The organism is Paenibacillus sp. CF095 (genome assembly GCF_900101225.1).
Lineage (GTDB): Bacteria > Bacillota > Bacilli > Paenibacillales > Paenibacillaceae > Paenibacillus.
In genome coordinates, this window is sequence record NZ_FMZN01000001.1 from 4,136,787 (window position 1) to 4,161,990 (window position 25,204).

The following is a 25,204-nucleotide window of genomic DNA, read 5'->3' on the forward strand; positions in this document are numbered from 1 at the left end:
TTCACTTACGCAATGAAAACTGAGGTGATTTCCTAATTGTGGACGTTAAAACGATTCTTGACCCCGTATAAGTCGGCGGCGATCATCGCCCCGCTGCTCATGGTACTTGAGGTAACCATGGACCTGCTCCAGCCCAAGCTGATGTCCAGCATCGTGGATGATGGTGTGCTTGCAGGGAATCTGCCCCATATCGTGACTACAGGTCTGATCATGCTACTTGTTGCATTAATCGGCTGGGTTGGCGGCGCAGGGTGTACACTCTATTCAAGCAAAGCTGCCGTGGGATACGGCACAGATCTGCGCCAGGAGCTGTTCGACCATATTCAGACCTTCTCTTTCCGTAATCTGGATACATTTCAGGAAGGATCTCTGATCACTCGTCTGACCAGTGACATTACGCAGATGCAGATCTTTGTACAGATGCTGCTGCGGATGTTTATCCGTTCGCCGATGCTGATCATCGGTAGTATCATCATGGCGTTTACGATCAGTGTGAAGCTGGCACTCATTCTTATTCTGACTGTACCCGTACTGTTTATTATTTTATTTATTCTGATAAAAGCATCCTATCCGCTGTTCGCCAGTGTGCAGAGCAAGCTTGATCAGGTCAATGCTGTGCTTCAGGAGAATCTTGCTGGCATTCGAGTCGTCAAGGCGTTTGCACGTGCACGTCTGGAGAAAAAGCGCTTCAAGCAATCCAACGAAGATTACACTACAACCGCCGTCAAAGCCTGGCGTATTGTAACGCTGAATGCACCCGTGCTCAGCCTGATGCTGAACGCTACCATTGTAGCGGTGCTGTGGTTCGGAGGTTTCCAGGTAGTCGGAGGCGATATTGCTGCTGGAGATCTGATTGCTTTTATCAACTATGTCACGGTTGTACTCTCGTCCCTCACGTCCATCGGCATGATGATGATGAGTTTCTCCCGCGCCAAGGTATCTGCTGCCCGGATCAACGAGGTGTTACATACACAGCCGGATATCCAATCGGGAACCGACAACTCCGGGAATGTACAGTCAACCCCGTCTGCCCGTGATCAGAATTCATACCAAACGTCTTCCCTTTCCTCACGCACAGACGGTCAAGTGGAGTTCAGAGACGTATCTTTCCGTTATGACGGAGACCATGCACTTACCGGCATTAACCTGATAGCTCGTCCAGGTGAGAAAGTGGCCTTGATCGGTTCAACAGGTTCAGGCAAAACCTCGCTGGTGCAGCTGATTCCCCGTCTATACGATGCTTCGCAGGGTGAAGTGCTCGTGAATGGAGTGAACGTTCGCAACTGGGATCTTCAGGATCTTCGCAGCTGTGTATCCATTGTGCTACAGGAATCCATCCTCTTCAGCGGCAGCATCCGGGATAACATTTGCTTCGGCAGGCCCGGTGCAACGGATGCTGAATTGCGTGCTGCGGCACAAGCTGCGGCAGCGGATGATTTTATTATGAAACTGAAAGACGGGTATGACACGGAACTGGGTCAGCGCGGGGTCAATCTGTCCGGTGGGCAGAAACAGCGTATTTCCATTGCACGCGCCCTGCTTATGCGACCGGAAGTGCTGATTCTGGATGATAGCACCAGTGCTGTGGATCTGCGTACGGAAGCGAGTATTCAGAAGGCTTTGCAGACCTTGATGAAAGACAGCACGACCTTTTTGATTGCACAGCGGATCTCTTCCGTGAAGGATGCGGACTGTATATATGTCATTGATGAAGGACAGATCGTTGCCAGGGGCACACATGATGACCTTATGGCTCATTCATCACACTACCAAGCGATCTATTATTCGCAGCAACGGAAGGAGGATGTTCAATTTGGCTAAACCTGCATCTTCCTCCATTCAACAAACCGTCGTGCCTCCGATAGGAAGACCCGGACCAGCGGGCAGAGGACCTGTTCCCAAAGTCAGGGCCAAAAATGCACGCCACGCCCTCATCCGGGTATGGTCATACATGGGACGTCATCGCAAAGGAGTCATTGCTGCATTAGTGCTGACGGCTCTTGGAACACTGCTTAATCTGGCAGGACCTTACCTTCTCGGCCGTGCCGTTAACGAACATATTGTGCCCAAAGTAACAGCGGGTTTGCTGAAGGAATGTCTCCTCTTGCTGAGTGTTTATGTCCTTGGCTCACTGCTGATGTGGGCGCAATCCTATGTCATGATTGGGGTGTCCCAACTGACCGTTAAAGATCTGCGACATGCGTTGTTCTCCCGACTACAAGAGCTGCCTGTCAGCTTTTTTGATAAAAATCAAAGCGGGGATCTGATGAGCCGGGCCACCAATGATGTCGATAACGTATCTACAACGCTGAATCAAAGCGTGACCCAATTGATGTCCAGTGCCATCCTGCTCGTTGGCTCCTTGTCGATCATGTTTGCACTGGATGTTCGGCTTACCCTGCTCAGTCTGATAACTGTACCGTTGATCACCATCGCCACTCGCCTGATCGCTTCGAGAACACGTAAACACTTCACCGCCCAGCAGAAGTTACTCGGTGAACTTAATGGATATGCTCAGGAGACCATTGCTGGACAAAAAGTCGTAGCGGCTTATAACCGTCAGGATCAAGCACATCAGCATTTTCAGAACCTGAATGAGAAACTGCGTACATCCAGCACACAGGCCCAGACCGTTTCGGGTTTGGTTGGACCTACGATGAACGTGATGAACAATATCGGGTTTGCCATACTGGCTTCTGTAGGTGGATGGATGGCTTATCATGATCTGACGTCTATCGGACTGATCGTCAGCTTTCTCGCTTACTCCCGCCAGATTGAGCGGCCGCTCAACGATCTGGCCAATCAGTACAATCTGATTCAGGCTGCAATCGCAGGTGCTGAACGTGTGTTCCACATTATGGATACGCCTGGCGAATACGTGGAGGAACAGAAGAAACAACTGGATCAGATTCAAGGTAAAGTGGTATTTGAAGACGTCTCCTTCGGGTACAGTGCGGAGCGAGACATTTTGAAGAAGGTCAATTTTACTGCAAAACCTGGTGAGATGATTGCACTTGTTGGACCCACCGGCGCAGGCAAAACAACCATTATCAACCTGTTACCCCGTTTCTACGAGATTACAGGCGGACGGATCACCATCGATGGATGTGACATCTCGGAACTGGAGAAGGATCAACTCCGTCGACAACTCGGCATTGTACTTCAGGATGCATACCTGTTCTCGGGTACCATTCGCGAGAATCTCGCCTACGGCAAGCCGGACGCAACGGATGAACAGATCAGACAAGCGGCTGAGCTGGCGAATGCACATTCGTTCATCCGCAAACTGCCACAGGGCTACGATACCCCCATCATTTCCGGGGGAAGCAACCTGAGTCAGGGACAACGACAACTGCTGACCATTGCCCGGGCAATTCTGGCTGATCCGGCCATTCTTATTCTGGATGAAGCAACGAGCAGCATTGATACGCGGACAGAGATGAAGATCCAGGAAGCGATGCGTACATTAATGAAAGACCGGACCAGCTTTGTCATCGCCCACAGGCTGAGCACGATTCGTGAAGCCGATCAGATTCTCGTCATTGATGATGGACAGATTGCTGAACGGGGAAGCCATGACGAGTTGATGCAGCAACAAGGATTCTACTATCAGTTACATCAGGGACAGCTCAATAAGTCGAACTAATGATTATTTACACAGACACTACGATGACAGAATAACCTTCCAATCGCTGTCATCCCCAGATTTTATCGATTCCCTTTTCACAAGGGGAAAATCCGGTGATAAAGGCGAGATGTATGCTTCCGAAGTAGCTTTCTTTCAGAAAGCTTTTAGCTCCGCTTTTTCAGGTTTTTTCTGTCCTCTCCGTTACGTGTAAATGATTAGTTAAACCAAATATAGTTTGATCTGAACCGATGTGGAATCCACACATTAGTTAATCGAAATATAAACGCCGCACGGGGTTCTTCAGGACCCATGCGGCGTTTTTTTGATTTTATTTAATGACTATTTAATTGCTATCTCTGGGTCAGTTATACGATTTACGTCTCCATGGGCAGATGAAGCGTGAAGGTGGAACCAACCCCCATTTCGCTATGGACGGTAATTTTACCATTGTGATCCTGAACGATTTTCTGGCAAAGTGCAAGTCCAAGTCCCGTACCTTCTTCTTTGGTTGTATAAAAGGGATTAAAGATTGTGGATAGCGAATTTTCCGGAATGCCGCTTCCTGTATCTGTAATTGAAATGAGTACTGCATCTCCTTCCTGCAACAAATCCATATGAACCTCACCAGGGTCTGTCATTGCTTCAAAAGCGTTACGAATCAGATTGATCAATACCTGCACAATCTTATCCCGATCCATGTTGATCACGACTGGCTCATTAATCATTTCAAGCGTAATACGATGCCCACGGGATGCCGCATCTGACTCGGTCAAAGACATTACTCGTTCAAGGCAGTGCCCCAATTGTTCCGGCTTCATGTGATTGGCATGTGGTTTGGAAAACTGCAAAAATTCAGCTGTCAGATCGGTTACTCTCGTCACCTCACCCATAATCACTTCATACCATGGCGCGATATTAAACGCTTGTCCACGGGAAAGCTGCAGGAATCCCCGAATTGCGGTAAGCGGGTTCCGAATTTCGTGAGCCATACCCGCGGCCAGTTCACCAACGGCCCTTAGTCTTTCGGAACGAAAGACTTCTTCTTCATTTTTCAGCCACTTGCTGCGCTGTTGTTGAAGCAGCCTATCCTCGGCTACCGTCATAAAGTGCTGCAACGAATCCGACATCTCCGGGTACAGAGAGATGCTGTAGCTTACCTGGAATCCTTGAAGCTGCACGGATAACAGTGACGACATTCGTTCTTCCACATCCTGTATCTCCGGCAAAACGACCGCAAATCGGTCTCCTGCATACCGGGATATGCCATAGGCTTCGGTGAAATGATTGCTGATCATCTGACCTGTACCTGTGATTACCGTACACCAAGGATCTTCTGAATCTTTTTTAAAGCCGCTAAAGTTATTGACGTTCAAAAGGACAAGCAAAAAAGACCGTTGCTCTTCTACTGTCTTATGTAACACCTCCATGTAACCTTCGTAATTCAACAGTCCGGTAAGCGGATCATGCAAGGTCAGGAACCGATTTTTTTCCCGAAGCCTGCGCTTCTCGACCTCACTGTTGATTAAGGTATGATACAAAAAAATGATAACAACCGAGGTTAACAGGTCAAATAACGAAACCAGCAAAGCATATGTATCTACAGGCACATACGAAAGCCGAATCACCGTATATTGCAGCATAAGCAGCAACGAAATCGGCAAGGTCTGCGCCAACCGTGGTTTGTCCTGGATCATTGAAATAATGAGCATATAATACAGCATGTTACACCAGTTGAGTTCACTGAAATAGTGGAATATCCCGAGAAAAATCCACTGAAACTTTCGCAGCACAGGATATCGTCTCTCCCCATAAATACTTGCTACCAATAATGTCGCCGAAAGTGACATTATTGCCATATGAGGGGTAAGCCTGAGAACATAAGAGGACAGAATGACAAGCAGACAACCTAGCGGGAATATCACCATTTTCATCGTGTAACTAAGCAAACAGCCTCGCCCCCTTTGACATAAAACTCACATCAAACAACTTATGTACATGTATTATATCGATTATGATTAGCTGATGTTGTCGATTAGTGGAGGCTCGTCAAATTCGCATGAATGTATAAATTATGAAGGCAATAGGACATATGATGTAATTGTAATCAACAAAAGTGAAACAATTCCTCTTCGCATATCATTATTGTGGTACAATACATTAATGGATTAATTTAGGATAAATTCTTAGTTATGGAGGACATCACATGACAACACAACGAAAACCACTGGGCTTCGGAACGCTATCTCTGCTTGTACTGACGATGGGCCTTGCCTTTAACTTTCCATGGGGCAAAGCAAATTTTATGATCAGTCATTATCTTCTTAACTTAATAAACATACCGATTTATAGCAACGGAACTCAAGGACTTCACATTCCTTTTGTAGTAGCAGCCCTCTTCTGGATTCCAGCCTTCTTGATTGCCAAAAAATATCGTGCGCATTTTGGTACCAGTGTATCTTATAACGTCGCCGGATTTATGTTGCTCTTATGTATCATTGGACCAGTTATCCCCGTTATCGATTGGATGGTCAATGGTTAAACAATTAAAGCCAGCTCTCTATATCCCGAGGGCTGGCTTCTTTGCTGCTTTTCCATATAAGATGAACAAATTATTTACACGATAACGTAGAGGTCAGAAATAACCTGAAGAAGCGGAGCTAAAAGCTTTCTGAAAGAAAGCTACATCGGAAGCATACACCTCGCCTTTATCCCCGGATTTTCACTTCTTTAGAAGGGAATCAAAAAATCCGGGGATAACAGCGATCGGAAGATGGTACTGCTCGGGGTACAACGGTGTAACCTTTCACGTTAATCTTATTTCTTTGCCATATACTTACGGATATCAAAAGCCACCGCAGCAACAATGATCAATCCTTTGATAATCAACTGCCAGTATGGACTTACACCGATAAACGTCAGACCATAGTTAATGACTCCAAAGATCAGCACACCCACCATAACCCCAGGTACCGTTCCAATACCACCCGCCGTTGATACGCCGCCTACCACACATGCGGCAATCGCATCCAGCTCATACATGTTACCGTAATTGTTCGTAGCTCCACCTGTACGTGCTGCCTCAAGTACACCACCCAGACCATACAGTGCACCCGCAATGGCATACAGGGCAACCAGGTTGCGTGCCACATGAATCCCGGATACATGCGCTGCCTGAATGTTGCCACCGATCGCGTACATATTTTTGCCGAGCCGGGTTTTGTTAAAGATTACCCAGCAGATTAACGCTACCGCAATGGCAATCAGGACGATATATGGAATGGAGTAACCGCCGCCCAGATCAATGTATCCAGAACCAATAACGGTGAAATCGGGTCTCAATCCTCCGATGGGCTGTGACTGGTTGGGTTCCGTATCAAAATAAATGGAGTTCAGTCCGTACACAGCAACCATCGTACCCAGCGTTGCGATAAAAGGGGGCACATGTAATTTGGCGACAATCAGTCCATTTACCAATCCCACGAATAGACCCGCGGTAATCCCGACAAGGATCGGCAGACCCACCCATAAGTGGGGCAGATCGGGGAAGAAGCGGTTGGCATACTCATCAATTTGCAGCATCGATGCCGATACAACAGCCGTCAGACCAACCACCCGTCCAGCGGACAGATCGACCCCGCCCGTGACAAGGATAAAGGCTGCACCAAGCGCAATAATAGCCCGTGTGGAGGATTGCTGTAAGATGTCCCGCAGTGTGGAGAAGGCAAGAAAATTCGGATCGGCAATAGCTATACCAATGATGAGCAGAATCAATACGATAAAGATGGCGCGCTGTGTTACATATTGTTTCACTTGATTGATCATCTGTGTGTTCATCTGTTTCCCTCCTGACTAAGCCATCCGCTGCTGCGCGGCCAGCCTCATAATATCCTGCTCTGTTGCCTCGGCTCCGTTCACGATTCCGGTGAGACGCCCTTCGCTCATCACCATAATGCGATCCGACATACCCAGCAGTTCCGGCATCTCCGAGCTAATCATAATAATGCTTTTGCCTTGACGAGCCAGTTCCGTAATAATGGTGTATATCTCGAACTTGGCCCCTACATCGATTCCACGGGTCGGTTCATCCAGCAGCAGAATCTCCGGGTCGGTCAGCAACCAGCGGGCCAGTAGAACTTTCTGTTGATTACCGCCAGATAGGTTGCGAATCAGCGTGTTAACTGAAGGCGTTTTGGTTCTAAACTTCTGCGTCTGTTCCCGTGCCTCTTCCCGGCCCTTCTTCTCGTCCAGCAAACCCACACGATTTCGGTAGCGCCCCAGACTGGCAATGATTGTGTTCTCATACACCGACAACACTGGGAATATCCCTGTAACCCTTCGTTCCTCCGTGAGCAACGCAATATTATGACGCTTCGCTGCTGCGGGGGAGTTAATCTTCACCTTGCGCCCATGAATCGAAATCGTACCTGAAGCGAGTCCGCGCAGTCCGAACAAGGACTCAATCAGTTCTGTCCGCTGTGCTCCAACCAAGCCGCCAATGCCGAGCACTTCACCTTTTCGCAGCTCAAAGGATACATCACAAAACGATTTGGACTGGTTTGATGTCAGCCCCTCGGCTTTTAATATCACTTCACCGGGTACGTTCGTCCGTTCCGGGAAACGTTCGTCCAGATCACGACCCACCATGCGCGTAATAATCAGATCTGTCGTTAGATCCGCAGCATCCCAAGTCCCGACAACAAAGCCATCACGCATGATTGTCACTTCATCCGAAATCGTCAGGATCTCCTCCATCTTGTGTGAAATATAGATAATGGATACGCCGCGACTGCGCAGTTCATTAATAATGGCAAAGAGCTGATCCACTTCCTTGCCTGTCAGGGAAGAAGTTGGCTCATCCATGACGATGACTTTGGATTGAAAAGAGACCGCCTTGGCAATCTCCATGGATTGAATTTTGGAGACAGACAGTGTTCCCGCCTGAGCCTTCGGATCAATATCCAGGTTCAAGTCCTTGAAAAGAGATAGCGTATCGGTATACATCCGTTTCTCGTCCACCAGTATTCCCCTCATCGGAAAACGACCCAGCCAGATATTCTCCATCACCGGACGATGCGGGACCGGATTCAGCTCCTGATGAATCATGGATATGCCTTGTAGAAGTGCTGCTTTGGAATTCGGAATATCCACATCCCTTCCTTCGATACGTATCGTTCCTTCATCGGGTCGATACATGCCAAACAGACATTTCATAAGTGTGGATTTGCCCGCTCCATTCTCTCCCATCAAGGCGTGAACCGTCCCCGGCTTCACTTTTAATGTGACCTGACTTAGTGCCTGCACACCCGGAAATGCTTTGGAAATTCCATTCATCTCCAGCAGGTAAGGTGACTCCATCTTGGTTCCTCCCTTCCATATGATCGGCAAAAAAGGGACGCTACCCGAATGTCGGACGTCCCTGTCTCGTGCTGTTATTGGGCGTCGGCAATGTTGTCTTTTGTAATCTTTTTGTATGCAATCCAGACGTATTTACCATCTGTAATGTCGTATTTGGTATTTTCCTTCGTTGGTGTCTCACCTTTGGCAAGTACGGAAGCCAGTGCCAACGTGGCTGCACCCTGATTCTTGGCATCATTCAGCACCGTGCCCAGCATCGTGCCATCCTGTAGAGCCTGAATGGCTGGCGCTGTTGCATCTACACCTACAACCGGCATCGATTTGCCATCCTTGAAGTATCCGGCTGCTTTCAATGCCTCAATGGCTCCCAAGGCCATGTCATCATTGTTCGCAAGAACGGCTTCAATCTTGTCGCCATGGGAAGCCAGGAACGCCTGCATTTTCTCCTGACCCTTCACGCGGTCCCACATCGCCGTGTCTTCCGCCAGTGCTTCCACTTCGATACCGGCATCCTGGATCGCCTGAACCGAATATTTGGTCCGAAGCTCTGCATCCTGGTGACCCGGTTCCCCTTTCAGCATGACGTATTGCAGTTTGCCATCGCCGTTTTTGTCCGCTTCCGGATGTGCTTTCCAGTAATCCACAATCAACTGCCCAGATATCGTACCGGACTCCTCCGCTTTTGCTCCTACGTAGTACACCTTATCCCATTTGTTCATGTCTTCCGCCACTGGCTCACGGTTGAGGAATACCACCGGAATGTTCGCTGCCTTGGCCTTGTCAATGATGACACCTGCCGCCGTCCGGTCTACCGGATTCACAGCCATTGCATTGTATTTCTTGGACACAAACAGATCGACTTTCTCGTTCTGGGTCGGCTGTGCATTCTGGCTATCCACGATATCCAGAGTCGCAACACCTTCCGCTGCTGCGGTCATTGCATTACGTACACCCGTCATGAATGTATCGTCGAATTTGTAGATGGCGACACCAATCTTGGGCGTTTCCGTCCCAGCTGCTGTCTGGCCTCCTGTATCTGTTCCCGTACTTCCACCTGCGCTGTCTCCGCCGCTGCTACATCCTGCCGCCACAACCATACATGCCGTAATCAACAGTGTCATCCATGTTTTCTTCATATCCTAATGACCTCCCCCAAGTTCATTCGGCTTTACCGATGTCTTTATTATGAAAGGGTTTACATTAAATTCGAATACAATATCTTCATCTGTTCTATCGAAATCTTCCTCAAGTTAACAAACACCTTCATTTCTTTATTCAGCATTCGTTCCGGCACTCGTTCATTGTACAAAAGGAAACAACAGCTTCTGGTTATCCATCCAGAACATATTGTCTGTACTAACCAGCTTGGTTTCAAGTAACACTCTCGCTTGCACCTGTTGATTGTTCAGCCGCGCAACGGCTTGATTTAATCCCAGATAACCTGCACTGTATCCATTCTGGACGATGAGATGATCAAAGACCCCTTCTTGCAATTGCTCCAGTTGCTGTTGTTCACTGCCAAATCCAACAATTCTTACCTTGTCCGCAGATTTGCGTCGATTCAGTTCATCAGCTGCTCCCAGAGAAGCCGGTTCCTGAAGAGTAATGAAGCCATCCACTTCCTGCTGGTCCAGCAATTGCTTCGCAGTCTGCCAACATCCATCCCGTGTATTACATATTGATTTGGGTTCCACTTGAATATCAGGATACTGTTCCAAGGCTTCCATAACCCCCTGCTCTCTCTGAATCAGACCAGAATTAAGAGGGTCCGGGCCCAATAAGGCAACATGCCCTTTCCCTTCCAACAGCTCCGCCATGGCCTGCCCTGCCTGCCGTCCAGCCTCCACATTATCCATGGAGATGACGCTGGTGATGCCTTTCACTGGAAATTCATCGTTAAGCACAATAACAGGAACAATGGTTCCAATGGAATTCGTTGTCTGTGCCTCCTGAATGATATCGCTAAGAGCCTTCTCACTTAGGGGGTCAACCAATAGAGCTGATGCCCCTTGCTTCAGAGCCGATGCGGCGGCCTCCACTTGAGCCTGCTCTCGCGCACTGCGAGACAACCTTTGGCTGTGGATATTTGCCTGTTTGACCTGCATCTGACTTCCAGTAGAGTCCAGAATGGCAGGCGTGTACACATCACCATCGGAAGGGTATGCTTCCACGGTAATCAGTTCCGCTCCGTTCTCTTTGGCAGCCGCTTCGGCGCCGAGCCGGATAGCTTCCGCAAGTTCCCCTGTCCCAGCTGGCGTAATCAGCGCGATACGTGGCGGTACTGCCGTAGCATCGGGACTCGATAAGCCACAGGCGCTGCACATGAGTAAACAGCAGCAGCTTGCAGCTGTCAGGGTTACTAACCGACGTTTCCGAATTCCAGGGAAGCTCGCAGCAACCTTTTTCCAAAACGTACGAATATTCAATCCTTTAACTCTATGGTCATCGTGCCTATTCACTTGGTTGTCTGTCATCAGGCTCGCCCTCCTTCTGCTGCGATTGAATGGGAATCCGAATCCAGACCGTGGTGCCTTCTTCCAGCTCACTTGCAAATTCAAGTCCGAAGCCCTCCCCATAATAGAGCCGGATTCGGTCATGGACGTTGCGTACCGCTACGCCGGAGCCTGCACCGCTTTTGACCACAGGACGACCACTTAGTAATCCCGACATCTGTTCTTCCGTCATGCCGACCCCATTATCTGTAATGCGAAACACCAGCTTGTTGTCCTCACGATAAACATCGATCTCAATACGTCCTTCGTCCATTAGGTACTCGATGCCATGAACAATGGCGTTCTCAATCAGGGGTTGGAGCACTAGCTTTAATGTCAGGCATTCCAGGAGCGTCTCATCTGCATGGATGGTAAAGTTGAATTTGCGCTTAAACCTCATCTGTTGAATCGTCAAATAATGCTGCGCATGCTCCAGCTCTTCCCTGATCGTGATAATCGTTTTACCTTGACTTAGACTGATGCGGAACAGGCGGGAAAGAGACGTGATCATCGTGATCACTTCCTCATTACGGCTCATACCTACCATGCGAACCACGGAATTCAACGTATTGTACAAAAAATGCGGATTGATCTGGGCCTGCAAGGCTTCCAGCTCCAGACGCCGCTTCTGTTCCTGTTCGTGGATAATCTCATCCATCAGGGTCCTGATTTTATTAACCATCAGGTTGAAGCGACGAGATAGTCGTTCAACCTCCAGCGGCCCTTCAATAGGCAACTCCACGTTGAAATCCCCGCGCTCTACGGCCTTCATCTTCCGTTCCATTCGCCGGATGGGGCGAGTCAGACTGGAGGAAAGAAACAGGGATACGAGAATGACCAGTACCAGAACAACGACCAATACACGAATGAGATATCCGTTCACTTCCTGACGCGTTGTCATAATCTCATCCAGATAAGCAACACCGACGATTTTCCACCCGATATTGGCAACGGACTTTACGGTATTCAGTCTTTTCTGTCCATCTGCTTCATCTTCGTAACTACCGGAAGCCACTAAAGCCTGTTCGATATTCTCGCTTTTGAGTCCCATATACATCAATTGTTGCTGCGGATGGTACACGATATTGCCCGCACTCTCATCGATGATATACACGTATCCTCGTTGCCCCAGACTTACCCGACGGCTCAGTTCATCCATCTGTTTGAAATTGATATCGACCAGCAGGATAACCTGCCGATCCTGACCATTTTGCCGTATCGTTATGCCTTTGCTCATGGAAACGACCCATTTATATGGGCCTGTGTACATGTTCTGAATATGAGGTAACGAGAAACTCAGATGATCCGGCACACGAAGTGCAGACTGAAACCACCCTTGTTGTGTCACATGGGCACTCGGTTTTAATTCGGCTGTAGGTCGGTTCTTGAGCAATTTCCCCGTGGAATCAAGCAGAGTAATCGAGATGATATCTTCACGACTGCTGAGCAGTGTGTCGAGCTGTTTGTCCACCAGTTCCCCTTCCCATGTCCCGTCACGCAACATGTGTTCCTCAATGGCACGGTACAGATGAGACATACTGCGGACGTAATCCTCCAGGTTATAACTGACCTGATCCACAATCTGTCTCGTCGTCAGTTCCGCACTTCGCTCGGCAGCCTGCGTGAACTTGTCATGCAGAAGCATCGCCATGATGGTCAGCACCAAGACGATGAAAACGGAAAAGGACCACGTAATAATAAACCGGATACTGCTGACTCTGGACGAACGCAGACGAGAGCGTAATTGAGGTCCCATGGACTTCACCCATCTCGAAAAGAACTTCATCGGATCGAACCTTCATTTGCTTTCTGAGAAGCCTGTTTACGATATTCTTTGGGCGAGACACCAATATGTTTTTTGAAACAAAAACTGAAGTAATTGGGTTCAGCAAAGCCAACCTGCTCCGCAATCTCAAACGACTTCAGCTCTGTCGAGCGAAGCAGTTCACGCGCTGCCTCCATTCGGATCTGCATCAGGTACTGCAGGAAGGTAAGTTGCACTTCTTTTTTGAAAATGCCGCAAAAATAACCGGAGCTGATATGCAGATGGCCGCACACCTTCTGAATGGACAGGTCCGGATCAGCATAATGCTCTTTGGTGAAGACTAACGCCTGCTCGACAATATCCTTGTATACATGTTGGCGACCGCTGGCAATGCGATGTTGTACGAGTAGACAGACCTCCTGTACCTTCTTCTGTGCCTCAGTAAGACCCGGCAGTCGGAACAAATCCGCATACAACTGGAACCCTGCACCAAAGATGTCTTCCATCTCTTCTCCTGATGCCTGTGCTGCCTTCCATACTGTTGTTAATACTTCAATTAAATAGAGCTGAATATCACTTCGCCCGTGTTCCACTGTAATTTCCCGGAAAATGATCGCAAGTGCTTCCTCCAGCTCCGCCTGCGTACCCGCCTTCAGACATCGTGTCAGCGTCTGCTGCTTCAACTCGTCGAATCGCAGCTTGCCCGCCGTCTGTCGCTCCACGTCCGCAATGTATATGATTGAATCCGTCCCGGGCACAAGCCGATAATCCAATGCCAGCAGGGCATCTTCATAGGCATGATTCACATCCGCGAGTGTATCGACAATCTGACCAGATCCCACCGTAGCCGGGATACGTAAATAGTGGTTGATGCTGCGCATCACATTTTCCAATGCCTTCTGTTGCCGCTTCGCTCCATCTGTACCGCCCGAGCGATCCACATAGAGCAGGACAATCGTCTCCTGATGCATAAAGGCATGACCAGCCCCATGCTCCGCCCAGACTTCTGCGGCAATGTTAAGTGCAGCAAAGCGTTTCAATTCAGCATCCTCAGATTGACGCAAGGAACCTCCGGGAACAAATATCTCAGACTGATCCGCTACCTCGGATGTTGTTTTGTTATGTCGCTGTGGGGGATCGCTGAATACTCCCTCAGACTTCTCCTTCTGTACATCTCCATCCATGTGCAGTGTCAATACGGACACCCCATAGCGTTCTCCTGTCAGATCCAATCCGCATTGTTTGGCTTTGCTATGAATATATGTCGAGGATTTCTGCCGATGGAGCAAGGTCGCCATCAGATCTGCCTGTAATAAAGGCAAACTGGTATGATAGTGCTCACGCAGCTGCTGTACATCTTCACGCTCGGCCACTTCGGCCGCCATCTGGGCGCGCAATCTTGTGAGCAGTTCGGTGAGATGCCCTGCCGAGAACGGCTTCAGCAGATATTCATCCACACTTAACGAGATGGCTTGCCTCGCATAATCAAATTCGTCATATCCAGTCAAAATGACCACCTTCACAAGTGGATTACGCTTCCTCAATCTTTGTGCGAGTTCCAGACCATTCATGAAGGGCATGCTGATATCGGTCACCACAATATCCGGCTCTACCCTCTCCGCCATCTCCAAGGCTTCCCGCCCATTCTCTGCCAAACCGACAATCCGCAGATCGAGCGCTTCCCAATCAACCTCTACAACAAGTCCTTCACGCACATCTTCTTCATCATCCACCAGCAGTACCCGGTACACGATTGGATTCCTCCCTTTTATGACGAGCCTTATGCCCTAGAAACGAATAATATATGTAGCATTGTGAATCATTTGATTTCTTATTGCTCACCGAATTGAAGCAAAATGCAAAGGGATCATGTAGAGCTGTTCCAAGGTTGCCATCATAATATACAATATTATCAGGGATATGTAATCGCTTTCTTTATTAGAGGTAAGGCAACCCTGTCGGGCAGTGCCTAAGTGAAATGTGAAGGAAAGTATATGAATGCTAAAGGTAGGTTAAAGTAATACAAACACGGAAAATTTCGAAGTACTTCTAATAAGAGGTGTTTTGATTCTGACTATAATTCAGATTCATCATTCTTGTTCTCTACGATGATTCGAACTTAATGCTTTAACATAAATCATTGTTGTATCTGGGTTGGTGTGTCCCATTATCTCGGCCAAACGGTGCAGTGGCGTATGCTCAGCCATGGCGTAGCCAAAACGATGACGCAGGTCGTGTGAACTCAGTCCTTCCAGCCCTGCTGTTATCATTACTTTTTTAATCAGGTGGCGCAATGCTCTCTCCGTTAAACGATCGTTTGTCTTCTCTGAAGGAAAAAGGTACGCAGGATCGGTAGCAAGATCAGATAAGTACTGATTCAACATGACAACACATTGCATATTCAAAGGAATCTTTCGTTGTACGTTGCGTTTATCGGCTCTCACTGTCAGGTGACCGCTTCGTCTACCTAGTTCGATATCATGAGGCTTGAGGTTGCATACCTCCATCGTTCGCAAGCCTGTGTGAAACATAAGGGTCAGGATGGTCTGATCACGAAGGGAATTACCGTTCTCCACTGCCGCGAGGAATGCCTGCTCTTCTTCAAATGTCATTCGGCGTGGACTTACTTTGTCTTCCGGAATGAATTTTAATGGTTTGGAAGGGTCATGACTGAGCCTGGATTCCAATACAGCCCATTTGAAAAAACGCTTCAGCGTAATCAACCTCCGGTTAATGGTGGCTGGCTTCAATAACATAACTTTGTGTGCATCTTCGCGATATTTGACTAAAGTGGATGTATCTACGTCTTCGATTCGCAATGTCATTTCTTCGCTAAGCATGGTGCTTTCCTTGTACCATTCGATAAAGTGCTTCAGATCACTTGCATATTCCTTCACGGTTTTGGGATGCAATTCTCCCTCATTGGCAAGCATATGTATGAATTCCTCTATCGTCGGTTCCCGCTGCACTGAAACCCCTGATGACTGATTCATTAGAAAATACCTCCAAATCTTGACTTATATTAGCGGACATGGTATTATAATATTAATCGATACATTAGCGGACATCAAGTCTGTGGTTTAAATGCACCAGGTGAGTGTCAATTTTTTAATAATACTCGTCATAATGATCGGCTAAAAACTTATTTTTTGGAGGAATCACATGCAAACAGGTACAGTGAAATGGTTCAATGCGGATAAAGGATTCGGCTTTATCGAAACTGAAGAAGGAACAGACGTATTCGTTCATTTCAGTGCAATTCAAGGTGAAGGTTACAAATCTTTGGACGAAGGTCAACGCGTTCAATTTGAAGTAACTCAAGGTAACCGTGGACCACAAGCTGAGAACGTTACTAAACTTTAATTATATGAAAGCTGCCTTATTAATAAGGCAGCTTTTTATTTACTCATATGTGTCACAGCAAAGTTTCCACATCCCAAGAATGAAAGCGAGGTATTCCCCATGGATAAAGAACAATTGATCACAGAAGTAGCCAAGGCTGGCGGTTTCTCCAAGAAGAATGCTGAAAAAGCTGTAACCGTTGTACTGGACTCAATTCTCGAAGCTCTCAAAGAAGGTAAAGAAGTTCAACTGGTTGGATTTGGGAAATTTGAAGTACAGAAACGTGAGGCAAGAACGGGAAGAAGCCGGAAAACAGGCAAAGAAATTCAATTACCTGCAGGTAAAGTTCCTGTATTCACAGCAGGCTTAAGCATGAAAGAAGCTTTAAATTAAACCACGTAACAACTTATTGAAAAGAGGTTTTTATTCAAACACACAATGATAATATGGATTTAAATGTCGTGTTTACTACCGTTGATGATATCATTAACTTTTATTCAGGCAAACAGACAAACCCGGATCATGCAGAAGCTCATACTCATTTAAAGCCCCCATCAGTACAGTCTGATTGCAACCTACGACCACCCACCCGCTAAATTAACATTTCATCTTGGACAACAAGAGGCCCTGATCCGCTCAAAACGGTCCAGGGCCTGATTTGCTTGGAAGCCGGCTCCGTCAGGAACCAGCTTTTTTTGTCTTTTATGCACAACCATCCTACTTGCTGTTCAGAAGTTCGCGCAAGATCTGTAGATCATATGTAGAGACAAGACGTTCCAAATGCGTATCCAGCCATTCCTCATCCTGATCCCACCACTTCAATTCCAGCAGCAGTGCAATCGTTTCTTCGTCAAAACGCTTTTTAACAGTCTTGGCTGGATTACCACCAACAATCGTATAGGGTTCAATGTCCTTAACAACGGTTGAATTGGAGGCAACGATTGCCCCGTCTCCAATCGTGATACCAGGCATGATCGTCACATTTTGTCCAAGCCATACATCGTTCCCCAGTACCGTGTCACCCTTATATGGAAGTTGTTCCAGTGTAGGTGTCACACGCTCCCATCCTCCACCAAAAATGTTGAACGGATATGTGGTCATGCCCTCCATCCGATGATTCGCGCCATTCATAATGAATGTCACACCTTCCGCAATTGCACAGAAATTGCCGATGACCAGGCGATCACCAATAAAGTCATAATGATGCTGTATCCGGTCATAAAATTGCTCTGGCGGATTTGTGTTATCGCTATAATACGTATAATCACCAATGTCCACGTTGGAACGCGGCGGCAGGTTTTGAATGTAACATACCGTACGGATATTCTCATTCGGGAAAAGTTTTGTTTTATCAGGGGCCATATCGTAGTCCCTCCTTTTCCCTATTGTAACAGATATTAAATCTTAAACGGACTAAGTGAGGTCTGGAGCTCTGTCGACACATCGGACAAAATAGCCGCAGATGCCTTGATCTGCTCTACCGACTGGAGCTGTTCATGAACAGATCTGGCAGCCTGCTGTGAATTGGTACTGGCCGTCTGCGCATGGCGAGCGATCTCATGCACAGAAGCTACGATCTGTTCAACGCCTGCGGACATCTCTTCACTCGTCGCAGCCATGTCCTCAATCTCTGTAGCAATACGCAGGTTTGTATCCCGGATCAGGCTGAAGTTTTGCTCCGTTTCCCGGGTCAAGCGCAGTCCTTCCTGTACTTCGTCCTTCACTCTCGACATGGCCGATAACGATTGCTGCATATCTTGTTCCATGGCTTCGACGAGTTCTTCAATACGATCTGAAGATTCTCCAGCTTGTTCAGCCAGTTTACGAACCTCGGTAGATACCACGGCAAATCCTCTGCCATGCTCCCCTGCTCTTGCCGCTTCAATGGATGCATTGAGGGCGAGCAGATTCGTTTGATTTGCAATCTCATGAATGGTGGAAACCATCTGACTAATCTGTGCCGACTTCCCTTCCAGCATACGAATGACTTCATCCGTTGTGGTAACGGAAGATTCAATCGTAGACATCTGCTGAACGGTAAGTTGCACCGCTTCACCTCCGGTTTCTGCCTGTTTACGTGAATACAAAGCAGAGTCCGAGATGCTGGAGGCCTTGTCCGCCATACGTTGTACCCCTATAGCCACTTCTTCCATGGCCTGCAGATTTTCTTCCGTACTGATCGTCTGGCTATCGGCTCCCTGTGCCACTTGTTCAACAGAGGATGCAATCTGCGCCGATTCTTTGGCCGTTTGATCCGCAATCTTCAGTAGCAGCCCGGTCGAATGCTCTGCTTTCTCTGCAGCCTGAAGTCCACCCTGAATGATAACCTGCAGATTACTTCTCATCTCATTGTATCCCGTGCCCAGCATGCCAATCTCGTCTTGGACGTTGTCCACAACTGGCTCTGTGAAATCGCCCGTACCCGCACGCTTAATCGCCACGGATACCCGTTCGATCCTTACTCTCACCCTGCGAACGTACAACAGGATCAGGGTAATTGCGACCAACATCGCAAGCAGGAATACGATCAGGAATGTCTTGAGGAACGAGGAGATAATCACATCAATTAATGATTGAGAAGCACCAACATAGAAAATTCCGATAATCTCTCCGGATGCGTTCTTGATTGGTTCATAGGCCGTCTGATATTTCTGACCCACAACCACGGCTTCACCAAAGTATTTTTCTCCTTGCTGCAAAACGGTCTGGGCGACCTCGTCTGATACCTTCGTGCCGACAGCACGCTCCCCGTCCACCATAACATTCGTAGCAACACGTTCGTCACCTCGGAAGATCGTTACCGTGTCCCCGGATGCTTCTCCAATCTCATCCACAAGTTCAAAGTTGCCTTCCAGTGCGGTATCTCCTTTGAATAATTGTCCGTCCTTAATGGCCCAATCTCCTGGATGCTTATATGTAATGATACGATTCGCCATCTCCAAATCTCGCTTTGCCTTCTCTGTAGCAAACGTCGTGATCCCCTGCCTCATTTCCAGGATTACACTTACCGCCACGGCTGATGAGAAGACGATAAATATACTGATAACGATCAAACTGATTTTGGTACCGATGCTCATGCTTCGCATGTGTGTGAGCCACCCTTTTCCCTATGTAATTGTGGGGATATTCAAGCCAATTTCGATTCCGTTTCGAATATCACTATAGTCTTATCGGTAGGAGTGTTCGCAATATTTATAATATTTCAGTGACTTTTATCACAGTAATCGAAATTAAAATCAAAGTTTTTCCTCTTTCTCCGTAATTATGTGAGAATGATCTGCTGTCTGGAAATTTAAACAATCAAGAAAGAGAAATTGGATATGTCTAAATTCATATAGAAGGTAGTACTAAAAATATTTCCGCTCATTTATGTTGCCAACCACTTATTTAAGTGCCTTGGGGCAAACTGGTATCGTTAACTCAACTGCCTTCTGCCGAAAAAGCAGCGCAGTATGGCGTTACAGCCAAGTTTAATTCCAAATTCCCGACATCAGAGGATCTGTACACGATTGCTCAGCTAATCGCAACGGTTCCCTCCGTTCAGAGATTGATTCCATCTTCCCTTTAAGTGAAGCGAATCAAGCGCATGCCAAAAGTGAGGCCAGACATGGACGAGGCCGAATTTTGCTGGATGTTCGCTCCGTCTAACCTGAAAAAGCAGAGCAAAAAGGGATTCGATCTGACCATCGAATCCCTTTTCTCGTTCTCCATACAATAACATTGCTCTGCAGGAGATATTTCTTATTTGGATGTAAGGCTTACTTGTGCAGCGCTTTGATCCCAGTCCACGGTAAGTCCCAGTCCTTCTGAGATGAAGCGTACAGGCACGAGTGTGCGACTGTTTTGAATGATCGCTGGTACATCAATTTCGAGTGTCTCTCCATTTACAGTTGCGGTGCTGCTTCCGATCTTGAGCACAAGGGTCTGATCATTCAGAACCGCTGTTACAGTCTTCGCCGTTTTGTCCCAAGTCACTTCTGCACCCATCGCTTCGAGGATTGCGTTCACAGGCACCATCACTCGGCCACTTTGCTGCAGCGGGTCCTGATCCGGGAATGTGATCGATTTACCATCGAGTGTTACGGTAATGGTTTTGTCGTTTGTTCCGGATGAGGTATTCGAACCTGTCTCTTCCGAAGTCTCAGGCAGCGGTGTTACTTCACGTCCAAGTTGCTCTTGCAGGTTCACAAGACGGTTCAGTGCAAATGTCGTCAGTGACCCGGCTGCCATGGAGCCCATGCCTCCGCCCCCACCGCCAAAGTTACCACTAGGGCGTGTCTGCGTATTATCTGTACCCGTTGTTGCATCTGTTGTACCATTTCCAGTTGCAGCACCCGGCTGAGTTGGAGGTGTTGTTCCATCTGGAGGTGTCATTCCTTCGAAACCTTCAGGCGGCGTCATACCTTCCATACCCTCAGGTGGGGTCATGCCTTCAAATCCTTCTGGTGGTGTACCGCCCATACCACCTGCTGCATCTGCATTTGTAGAATAAGCAATGTTGGATTCAAATTGTTCTGTCGTATAAAATTTCGTAGGATCTGCTTCTACATAAGGACGAATCTCATTGGCAAGGCCAGTAATACGATCCTGAATGCCTTCCATATAGTCCGTCAGTTCATTGACGTAGCTCAAATATTTTTCCTTATACTCCGGTACAGCAAGCAGGTTATTAATCATCGGTACATTTTCCATGTTAATGCCCAGTACGGGCTCGTCCACAGATACGTTTGTTGCGTTGGTGTTGGTCGTGGTTGATCCGGTTGTTGTGCCACGTCCGCCTCCACCCGAGTACCCGTTGAAGGACATGTTAAAGTCCCAAGGAACAACGGTGAACTTGCCATCGGCATCACTGTAGAGCATGTAGTTGTGTCCTTTGTCGCCGTTATAGCTGTCATAGTTGCCAAAAACCATGTTGCCTGCAATATATTGAAGTGCTGAATCTACGTCCAGTACACTTTCAATATCGCCTTTTTCACCTTCTGGCATCTCGTTCAGCGTTTGGATGAAGGTTTTGAGTTTGGTTTTGTCCTTATCCGTACCCAAGTCTTTGGTGATTGTACTGTAGTCACTGCCCTCTTCATATTGAAGATAACTCTTCTCATCCGTATCATAGAGGACGCCTTCTTCGTAATCCTCACCGTAGTTGCGCTCCAGATAGCTGTCATCTACTGCTTCAACGCCAGTATAGAAACCCACCAGCTCGCCGTTAACGTACAGATTAACATAGTTTGTCATTGGTACATCCATGCCAATACTCCGCAGTGCTTCATAGTGAAGAACTTCACGCATATACGACGGATCGGCGTAGTTGTTGTTCAGTACCATTTTGTCCAGTCCAAGCAGCGTTTGTGTTTTGTCGTATTTATCAAACTTCAGTCTGAAGCTGTAACGGTTCGAATCTTCCATTGAGGCTACGGCTTTCAGGGTCAGATTGCCCTTGGTGGAGAAACCGACGTTGTCCAGCTTGTTGCCGTCCACTTCCACACTAACATTCTTATAATCCTTATCCAGCGGACTTTCGAGCATGCTCTTCCAGTCTGCATCATCAATCGTTACATTCACGTCAATGACGTTATCCGTCTGGAACAACGATTCATAAGCTTGCGTCACGCCTGCACTCGTGGTTGTCGCTGTACTTTCTGCAGCATATGCTGCATTCGGACTTCCGATCAGCCCAAAAGATGACGTTACCATGGTCACGGATAATGCCGTTACTGCAGCTTTTCGTAATAAAATATTCAAGTGATGAATCCTCCTTCTTGGTTTCTGTTAAGCAACTGTGGCTTATGTAAACATGTTAGGGGATGAACCTTTAGTGAATCTTAAACGCGATAAACCATAAAAATAAATAGTATGTATCACTATGAAATTTTCATGGATATACAAGAAATATAATGAAAAAAGCGCAAATATAACCTTGGAACCGGTTCATAAGTCCTATTTTGTTGCAAATATCTAACATTAGTATGCCTTTATAACGATATATCTGAAGAGTAGAACTTACCTGGAGTTCATATACGTGAATAGCAAAACTCATTATGAAAAACTTTTAGAAACAAAAAAGAATTTGATCAGATAGGTTATTTAGGGACGATTTCACATTTTTCAAGTTAATAATTACATAGCGTGTACAACACCAGGATAAGTCCTTCGTCACAATCGTAGAAGGAGTGAACAATCTTGTTAACTAAGCTTCGCTGGAGTACCATGCCTTTCTTCATTAAAAATTTGGTGATCTCGTTTGGTAGCATCACCTTGATTGGTATTATCCTGATTACTGCGGCTTACCAGCTGCAAAAAAACATTCTGGTTGAACAGTTGCACGATCAGGCTACCGTCATCACCCAGAAATGGTACGATGATCTCGACACTGCCAAAGTGGCAGAAGCGGCTAAGGAAAAAAGCTACTCCGGTCCTGTACAGCTGGAAATGAAAGCTTATCTCGATTCCATCCATGAATTCTATCCAAACATCGCGCAAGCGTACATTTTTGGTTCAGAACTTGAGCAAGGAAACGGAACGTCCATCATCGCGATTCCAACGAACCTATTGGAACCATTCGAGGAAAGTAATCTGCCCGCAGGTGCCATGTACCCGCTGCCTCAGAATAACGTTGTAGTGCTGGAACAGATGAAAAAGGACGGAAAGCCTGCCTTCAGTGATTTCTACACGGATGAATACGGAACTTGGACCACTCTGATCTATCCAATTAATAACGCAGATGGCTCCATGTACGCTGCTCTTTACTTCGATGTCGATGCAAGCGCGGTTCCAAAAGGACTGAACGAACTACTCACGTACGGTTTGATGTTCCTGATCGGTTTCCTGATCCTGTTCATGGTGTTGCAATTCATTTTGCTGAAAAGAACGTTGCTTCCGATCCGCAATCTGATGAAAGGTATCGAAGAAGTCAGCACGGGTAATCTGGACGTAACTATCGATACCGGGCGAGATGATCTGGGTATCATCAACGAGAAGTTCAATGCGATGATCCATCGCTTCAATACAACCATCTATAAAGTACAGAATACTTCGCATCACCTCTCGGAATCTTCCAAACAACTACTGGGCATTTCCGAGAAAAATAATGTAAACATTCAATCCATCAGCACCAATATTCGGGAAATATCTACTGGACTGGTGTCACAGGACAAAGCCACTGTGGAGAATGCACGTGCCATGACAGAGATGTCAACGGTAGTGCAGACAATCGCCAGCAGCTCAGCCGATGTAGCAGATGAAGCACTCAGCATGGAGCAGCGCTCCAGCACGGGTAATGTGGTGATGCAACAAGTCATTGAGCAGATGCGCCTGATCTCCGGTGCCGTGCAAAATACGTCAAACTCGATTCAGTCCTTGGAAAATAACTCGAACCAGATTAGCAACATTGTTAACGTAATCACGGAGATTGCCGGACAAACCAACTTGCTTGCACTTAACGCTTCAATCGAGGCAGCCCGCGCAGGTGAGGAAGGAAGAGGTTTTGCAGTGGTTGCAGGCGAGGTACGTAACCTGGCAGAGCAATCGCAGGAATCAGCGAAGCAAATTCGACAGTTGATTGAAGAAATTCAACGGGATATCATGCAGTCTTCCGAAGCGATGCAGTTGGGTTCCAAGGAAGTCACCAAAGGCTTGGAAGTTACCCAAGAGACTGGTGTATTCTTCGAGAATATTCTGACTGCTACGAATAAAGTTGCAAACCAGATCCAGGATATCTCCAGTTCTACTGAAGAGATCTCGGCAAGCACACAAGAAATGTCTGCCACGGCCGATGAACTGTCTGCCAATGTCAGTAAGGCAGCAAGCAGCAGTAAACAAATTGAGCAGTCAATTGATGAGCAGGAAGCCTCCATGGCAGCCATTGTGAGTGCCTCCGATGAGCTCTCGGTTGTATCCGAGCAACTGCAAGAACTGATCTCATTCTTTAAAGTACGCGCAGAATAGAATTAATAGGATACAGATAACAAGAATACGACACAGTAAAAACCAAGGCTCATGAGTGACTACACTCAAAGCCTTGGTTTTTTGTTGTTACCAGGTGTTTTATTCCTTTTGATCAGCATCTACTTGTTTAAACAGTATGTCTTCCCCACTTATAATCATCTTTTTCTCGTCATTGTAGCCAGATTGTTCGGATCGAAATCCAGCATTAAGAATAAGATCGGCCTCACCATTCGATATATATTGAACCTGCTCCGGTGTAAGGATTATTTCAACTTCTTCTGAATACCAGCTATCTTTCTTTAATTCAGTTGCCAATTCTTCACTGGTACTTGACCTCGACGGGAGAAGCGTCTTTCCATCCATTTGAAGATCAATATCGAAAAGCTGTTTCGAATGGAAAATCTCGTGGTTGGCATCTTGTCCCCTATACCTTATCCCTGGTTTAAAAGTGAAGTCGTGATCACCAAATTGTTGGACACTTAATCGGAGTTCATATTCACCCAATTGCCTGGTTGCCGTCATCGTCTGTCCTTCTCTTTGAATTCGGTCTGGTGCTGTATCGTTGCTTTCCAATGATGAATCGGAACAACCCATTAGGACAAGACACATCATCAGGAGGTAGGAGAAATATTTCAAAGTAGACCTCCTCTCACTCTAATATATAATCTGACTCTTAGA

19 protein-coding genes are annotated in these 25,204 nt (G+C 47.1%); 7 read left to right on the forward strand and 12 right to left on the reverse strand.

The genetic code is table 11. From position 1 onward, the window contains the following. Positions 1-36 precede the first annotated feature (36 nt). Positions 37-1,821: an ABC transporter ATP-binding protein gene (locus BLS69_RS18330; protein ID WP_091034249.1), complete on the forward strand. Its 1,785-nt coding sequence runs from the start codon at positions 37-39 to the stop codon at positions 1,819-1,821. After that, positions 1,805-3,646 (forward strand): ABC transporter ATP-binding protein, encoded by a 1,842-nt coding sequence (locus tag BLS69_RS18335; RefSeq protein WP_256332321.1) that lies wholly within the window; start codon positions 1,805-1,807, stop codon positions 3,644-3,646. The genes BLS69_RS18330 and BLS69_RS18335 overlap by 17 nt, the downstream gene beginning before the upstream one ends. A gap of 356 nt (positions 3,647-4,002) precedes the next feature. On the opposite strand, the gene BLS69_RS18340 is transcribed toward BLS69_RS18335, so the two are convergent. Next, positions 4,003-5,574: an ATP-binding protein gene (locus tag BLS69_RS18340; protein ID WP_256332322.1), complete on the reverse strand. Its 1,572-nt coding sequence runs from the start codon at positions 5,572-5,574 to the stop codon at positions 4,003-4,005. 257 nt (positions 5,575-5,831) lie between these two features. Between BLS69_RS18340 and BLS69_RS18345 the strand changes: the two genes are divergently transcribed. Further along, positions 5,832-6,167 (forward strand): hypothetical protein, encoded by a 336-nt coding sequence (locus BLS69_RS18345; RefSeq protein ID WP_091034259.1) that lies wholly within the window; start codon positions 5,832-5,834, stop codon positions 6,165-6,167. Positions 6,168-6,442: 275 nt separating this feature from the next. Here the strand turns inward: BLS69_RS18345 and mglC are convergent, their stop codons facing one another. The 7 genes from mglC to BLS69_RS18380 form a co-directional block, all read right to left on the reverse strand. Next, complete coding sequence (mglC, locus tag BLS69_RS18350; protein WP_091034262.1) at positions 6,443-7,462, reverse strand: galactose/methyl galactoside ABC transporter permease MglC; 1,020 nt, start codon at positions 7,460-7,462, stop codon at positions 6,443-6,445. A 15-nt stretch (positions 7,463-7,477) separates the two neighbouring features. Next, positions 7,478-8,983: a sugar ABC transporter ATP-binding protein gene (locus tag BLS69_RS18355; protein WP_091034266.1), complete on the reverse strand. Its 1,506-nt coding sequence runs from the start codon at positions 8,981-8,983 to the stop codon at positions 7,478-7,480. 74 nt (positions 8,984-9,057) lie between these two features. After that, complete coding sequence (locus BLS69_RS18360; RefSeq protein ID WP_091034268.1) at positions 9,058-10,119, reverse strand: galactose ABC transporter substrate-binding protein; 1,062 nt, start codon at positions 10,117-10,119, stop codon at positions 9,058-9,060. Between the two features lie 162 nt (positions 10,120-10,281). Beyond that, positions 10,282-11,457 (reverse strand): substrate-binding domain-containing protein, encoded by a 1,176-nt coding sequence (locus tag BLS69_RS18365; protein WP_176872771.1) that lies wholly within the window; start codon positions 11,455-11,457, stop codon positions 10,282-10,284. Beyond that, positions 11,435-13,231 (reverse strand): cache domain-containing sensor histidine kinase, encoded by a 1,797-nt coding sequence (locus BLS69_RS18370; RefSeq protein ID WP_176872773.1) that lies wholly within the window; start codon positions 13,229-13,231, stop codon positions 11,435-11,437. Before BLS69_RS18370 ends, BLS69_RS18365 begins: the two co-directional genes overlap by 23 nt. Before the next feature lie 26 nt (positions 13,232-13,257). Beyond that, complete coding sequence (locus BLS69_RS18375) at positions 13,258-14,991, reverse strand: response regulator (protein WP_091034276.1); 1,734 nt, start codon at positions 14,989-14,991, stop codon at positions 13,258-13,260. Positions 14,992-15,330: 339 nt separating this feature from the next. Continuing rightward, positions 15,331-16,233, reverse strand: a complete 903-nt coding sequence (locus BLS69_RS18380; RefSeq protein WP_091034279.1) for a tyrosine-type recombinase/integrase — start codon at positions 16,231-16,233, stop codon at positions 15,331-15,333. A gap of 169 nt (positions 16,234-16,402) precedes the next feature. Between BLS69_RS18380 and BLS69_RS18385 the strand changes: the two genes are divergently transcribed. Together BLS69_RS18385 and BLS69_RS18390 are read left to right on the forward strand one after the other, a co-directional pair. Further along, entirely contained in the window at positions 16,403-16,603 is a 201-nt protein-coding gene (locus BLS69_RS18385) for a cold-shock protein (RefSeq protein ID WP_017690333.1), read from the forward strand. A gap of 99 nt (positions 16,604-16,702) precedes the next feature. Further along, positions 16,703-16,975, forward strand: coding sequence for an HU family DNA-binding protein (locus BLS69_RS18390; RefSeq protein ID WP_036606368.1), 273 nt, complete (start codon positions 16,703-16,705; stop codon positions 16,973-16,975). A 324-nt stretch (positions 16,976-17,299) separates the two neighbouring features. On the opposite strand, the gene BLS69_RS18395 is transcribed toward BLS69_RS18390, so the two are convergent. Further along, a complete protein-coding gene (locus tag BLS69_RS18395) occupies positions 17,300-17,944 on the reverse strand; it encodes a Vat family streptogramin A O-acetyltransferase (RefSeq protein ID WP_017690335.1) in 645 nt (214 codons plus the stop codon). A gap of 35 nt (positions 17,945-17,979) precedes the next feature. Continuing rightward, positions 17,980-19,668 (reverse strand): methyl-accepting chemotaxis protein, encoded by a 1,689-nt coding sequence (locus tag BLS69_RS18400; RefSeq protein WP_091034282.1) that lies wholly within the window; start codon positions 19,666-19,668, stop codon positions 17,980-17,982. A 469-nt stretch (positions 19,669-20,137) separates the two neighbouring features. On the opposite strand from BLS69_RS18400, the gene BLS69_RS32960 reads away from it, so the two are divergent. Next, positions 20,138-20,230 (forward strand): hypothetical protein, encoded by a 93-nt coding sequence (locus tag BLS69_RS32960; protein WP_371129080.1) that lies wholly within the window; start codon positions 20,138-20,140, stop codon positions 20,228-20,230. A gap of 93 nt (positions 20,231-20,323) precedes the next feature. Here BLS69_RS32960 and BLS69_RS18405 read toward each other — a convergent pair whose 3' ends face one another. After that, positions 20,324-22,324 carry a CotH kinase family protein gene (locus tag BLS69_RS18405; RefSeq protein WP_091034284.1) on the reverse strand — a complete coding sequence of 667 codons (2,001 nt, stop codon included), beginning with the start codon at positions 22,322-22,324 and terminating at the stop codon, positions 20,324-20,326. A 465-nt stretch (positions 22,325-22,789) separates the two neighbouring features. On the opposite strand from BLS69_RS18405, the gene BLS69_RS18410 reads away from it, so the two are divergent. Continuing rightward, a complete protein-coding gene (locus BLS69_RS18410) occupies positions 22,790-24,526 on the forward strand; it encodes a methyl-accepting chemotaxis protein (protein ID WP_091035139.1) in 1,737 nt (578 codons plus the stop codon). Positions 24,527-24,625: 99 nt separating this feature from the next. Here the strand turns inward: BLS69_RS18410 and BLS69_RS18415 are convergent, their stop codons facing one another. Continuing rightward, positions 24,626-25,162, reverse strand: coding sequence for a hypothetical protein (locus BLS69_RS18415; RefSeq protein ID WP_091034287.1), 537 nt, complete (start codon positions 25,160-25,162; stop codon positions 24,626-24,628). Between the last annotated feature and the right edge of the window lie 42 nt (positions 25,163-25,204).

Bases quoted from the DNA above. Each gene is read 5' to 3' on its own strand.
- BLS69_RS18400 (WP_091034282.1), bottom strand. From the start codon at position 19,668: ATGCGAAGCATGAGCATCGGTACCAAAATCAGTTTGATCGTTATCAGT.
- BLS69_RS18380 (WP_091034279.1), bottom strand. From the start codon at position 16,233: ATGAATCAGTCATCAGGGGTTTCAGTGCAGCGGGAACCGACGATAGAG.
- BLS69_RS18335 (WP_256332321.1), top strand. From the start codon at position 1,805: ATGTTCAATTTGGCTAAACCTGCATCTTCCTCCATTCAACAAACCGTC.
- BLS69_RS18370 (WP_176872773.1), bottom strand. From the start codon at position 13,231: ATGGGACCTCAATTACGCTCTCGTCTGCGTTCGTCCAGAGTCAGCAGT.
- BLS69_RS18385 (WP_017690333.1), top strand. From the start codon at position 16,403: ATGCAAACAGGTACAGTGAAATGGTTCAATGCGGATAAAGGATTCGGC.
- BLS69_RS18360 (WP_091034268.1), bottom strand. From the start codon at position 10,119: ATGAAGAAAACATGGATGACACTGTTGATTACGGCATGTATGGTTGTG.
- BLS69_RS18390 (WP_036606368.1), top strand. From the start codon at position 16,703: ATGGATAAAGAACAATTGATCACAGAAGTAGCCAAGGCTGGCGGTTTC.
- BLS69_RS18365 (WP_176872771.1), bottom strand. From the start codon at position 11,457: ATGACAGACAACCAAGTGAATAGGCACGATGACCATAGAGTTAAAGGA.
- BLS69_RS18395 (WP_017690335.1), bottom strand. From the start codon at position 17,944: ATGGCCCCTGATAAAACAAAACTTTTCCCGAATGAGAATATCCGTACG.
- BLS69_RS18355 (WP_091034266.1), bottom strand. From the start codon at position 8,983: ATGGAGTCACCTTACCTGCTGGAGATGAATGGAATTTCCAAAGCATTT.
- BLS69_RS18345 (WP_091034259.1), top strand. From the start codon at position 5,832: ATGACAACACAACGAAAACCACTGGGCTTCGGAACGCTATCTCTGCTT.
- BLS69_RS18410 (WP_091035139.1), top strand. From the start codon at position 22,790: ATGCCTTTCTTCATTAAAAATTTGGTGATCTCGTTTGGTAGCATCACC.
- mglC (WP_091034262.1), bottom strand. From the start codon at position 7,462: ATGAACACACAGATGATCAATCAAGTGAAACAATATGTAACACAGCGC.